General features: G+C 48.3%; 3 protein-coding genes and 1 pseudogene. All 4 read left to right on the forward strand.

Features of this window, described 5'->3' with window-relative positions:
• On the forward strand, nucleotides 1–1,006 hold a 1,006-nt coding region (locus GRP75_RS23240; protein WP_483311109.1), incomplete at its 5' end, for a DNA mismatch repair MutL family protein.
• A gap of 12 nt (nucleotides 1,007–1,018) precedes the next feature.
• Nucleotides 1,019–1,870, forward strand: coding sequence for a class I SAM-dependent methyltransferase (locus tag GRP75_RS23245; protein WP_028540709.1), 852 nt, complete (start codon nucleotides 1,019–1,021; stop codon nucleotides 1,868–1,870).
• Nucleotides 1,854–2,834 (forward strand): tRNA (adenosine(37)-N6)-dimethylallyltransferase MiaA, encoded by a 981-nt coding sequence (gene miaA / locus GRP75_RS23250; RefSeq protein WP_160790488.1) that lies wholly within the window; start codon nucleotides 1,854–1,856, stop codon nucleotides 2,832–2,834. The genes GRP75_RS23245 and miaA overlap by 17 nt, the downstream gene beginning before the upstream one ends.
• 20 nt (nucleotides 2,835–2,854) lie before the next feature.
• Nucleotides 2,855–2,926 (forward strand): annotated as a pseudogene (locus GRP75_RS30015) (RNA chaperone Hfq); the annotation flags it as partial.

Raw genomic sequence — 2,926 nt, forward strand, 5'->3', positions numbered from 1 at the left:
CAATTACTTGAACAGAAACGAAGAGAATAACAGAGGTAGCCAGGAGCGTGAGCAACGTCCGAGCAGGGATAGCCTCTCAGTCATTGGACGGGCAAACAACCTTTCAGGTAAAAGTATTAGTGATGATGAACTGGATGCAGATTTTGTAGAAGAAAACAGCGGGAGTGAAGTTAGAGGGGACGTGCCGCTCCCTGATGGAGCGACTGTACAGTCGTCCGAAGGAGATAGTGCCGCAATAGGCACATCTTCCTTATACAGTGGAGGGATACAGGAAACGGCTGCTTCTGCTGCTTACCCATCTTCTATGCCGCCAATTGCGGGACACGCTACGGATTCCCGTCATTTCGCGGATCAGAAGCCGCGCCAGCAACGCCTAGATGCCGAGCAATTGGCAGCGGTGTCGGGAGAAGCTCCAGAGTTGCCCACTTTTCCTGAACTGAATTTAATCGGTCAGCACCATGGGACATATCTGATTGCGCAGAACGACCAGGGCTTGTATTTAATTGATCAACATGCCGCGCATGAACGGGTGAATTATGAATTTTATTATGAAAAATTCGGCAATCCTGCGTCAGTATCGCAGGAACTGCTACTGCCAATTACACTGGATTTTACGCCTTCCGAGACGGAAAAGTTGAAAACAAGGCTGCACTGGTTTGAACAGGCGGGGGTGTATTTGGAGCATTTTGGCGGTCAAACCTTCCGTGTCAGCTCTTACCCGTACTGGCTTCCCCAAGGGGAAGAAGCGGATGTCATTGAGGAAATGGCCGGATGGGTGCTGGAGGAAAGAGCCATTGATCTTGCTAAGCTGCGGGAAGCAGCCTCGATCATGTGCTCCTGCCGGGCTTCGATTAAGGCAAACCAGAAGCTGACTGACCAACAGGCTATTGTGCTGCTAGAGCGTTTGGCAGCATGCAAACAACCATATACTTGCCCTCATGGGCGACCTATTGTGGTTTCCTTTTCCACATATGATTTAGAGAAGCTGTTTAAAAGAGTAATGTAAGGGAGTATATATATGTTGCAGGATCGGGAAAACCGTGAAGAAGAAGAGCGGTCGAGGCTACGTGAGAAGCAAGTCGAATTACTGGTCACGACAGGGGATTCCCCCTCGGCAGAGGTTATGGAGCGAGCGAAGCTGCTTGCAGCCGAGTTAGGGGTGCTGTATGCCCCTCGTCGTGGTATATCGGTAGCTAAGCTAATTGCGGCTCACAGAGTCCGTCAAGCGTTGGTTCTGGTGCAGGGCGGAGTGAGGCTGATTAGTCCAGAACAATCACCGATGGTTTTTCACCCGAGTATGGGCTTCATTCGCGCCAAACGAGTATTAAAGGGTGAACCTGACCCGATGTTGACGGCTGCCCGGATCGTCCCGGGTGATATTGTGCTGGATTGCACCGCAGGACTTGGTACGGATTCTCTTCTATTTTCAATTGGAACTGGAAGCTCTGGACAAGTCACGGCTGTGGAGAGTTCTTTCCCCGTCTACGCTTTAATCAAGGATGGAATGAGGCATTACCGTTCCGGCAACGCTGAAGTAGATCAGGCCTTTTCCAACATTGACGTTCGTTTTGGTCATCATTTGGACTATTTGCGTAGTTTGCCGGATCGCAGTATAGATATTATTTATTTTGACCCCATGTTCCGTGATCCGTTGCTCGATTCCAGCGCAATCGGTCCATTGAGAGGGTTGGCTAACCCAGACGCGTTGAGTGAGGAAAGTATTATTCATGCGAAACGGATTGCACGAAAAACAATTGTATTAAAAGAAAAACGGGGTAGCGGGGAATTTGCCCGCCTCGGCTTCCGTGTGGAGCAGCGGGGCACAACGAAAACAGTGTACGGAGTGATTGATATTGACAGTGGCACCTAAGCCTAAACTACTTGTTCTTGTTGGCCCGACTGCGGTTGGCAAGACGAAACTAAGCATCGAGATGGCTCGACAATTTGACGCAGAAATTATTTCCGGGGATTCCATGCAGGTATACCGTCATATGGACGTTGGAACCGCCAAAATTTCCGAACAGGAAATGGAAGGAATCAAGCACCATTTAATTGATATTCATGAGCCTGAATACCCATATTCAGTAGCCCAATTTCAGGAAGACTGTCGTCGTCTCATACCTGATATTCAATCTAGAGGAAAGCTACCGTTTATTGTAGGCGGAACAGGTTTATATGTAGAATCAGTCTGCTATGAATACCAGTTTTCCGAGGTAGGGGCTGACGAAGCTTTTCGTCAGGAACAGCTTGACTATGCCGAACAGTTTGGAGCTGAGGCGCTTCATGCGCGACTACAAGCGGTTGATCCCGAAAGTGCACTTCGTCTGCATCCTAATGATCGTCGTCGTGTCGTTCGGGCACTGGAAATTTACCATGTTAGCGGAACGACACTTAGCTCTCAACTTGCCAGTCAAAAAAAGGAATCTCCCTACCAACTCTGCATTGTAGGTTTGACAATGGATAGGCAAATGCTATATAAACGTATTGAAGACCGAATTGACGGGATGCTCGATCAAGGGCTTGTTGCTGAGGTAACCTCCTTAATGGAACGGGGAGTGCGAAGCGATGCCATCTCCATGCAAGGTCTAGGCTATAAAGAGATATCCTCCTACCTGCGGGGAGAAGTGTCTTTGGAAGAGGCGGTGACTTGGCTAAAACGGGATACGCGTCATTTTGCGAAGCGACAGCTCTCGTGGTTTCGCCATATGAAGGATATCCAGTGGGTAGATGTCACTGATTTCGGAAATTTTTCTGCTCATGCAGCCCGAATACACGAAATTATAGCAGGAAAGTTCTGGACAGACCTTGAATATACTTCAAAACAATCCAAATGATTATTGGGGGTACGGCTAAAATGAACAAGTCCATTAATATCCAAGATACGTTTCTGAATCAATTGCGCAAGGATTCTATACTTGTAACGGTA

Origin of the sequence: Paenibacillus sp. OT2-17 (genome assembly GCF_009827695.1) — a bacterium.
GTDB classification, from domain to species: domain Bacteria; phylum Bacillota; class Bacilli; order Paenibacillales; family Paenibacillaceae; genus Paenibacillus; species Paenibacillus polymyxa_B.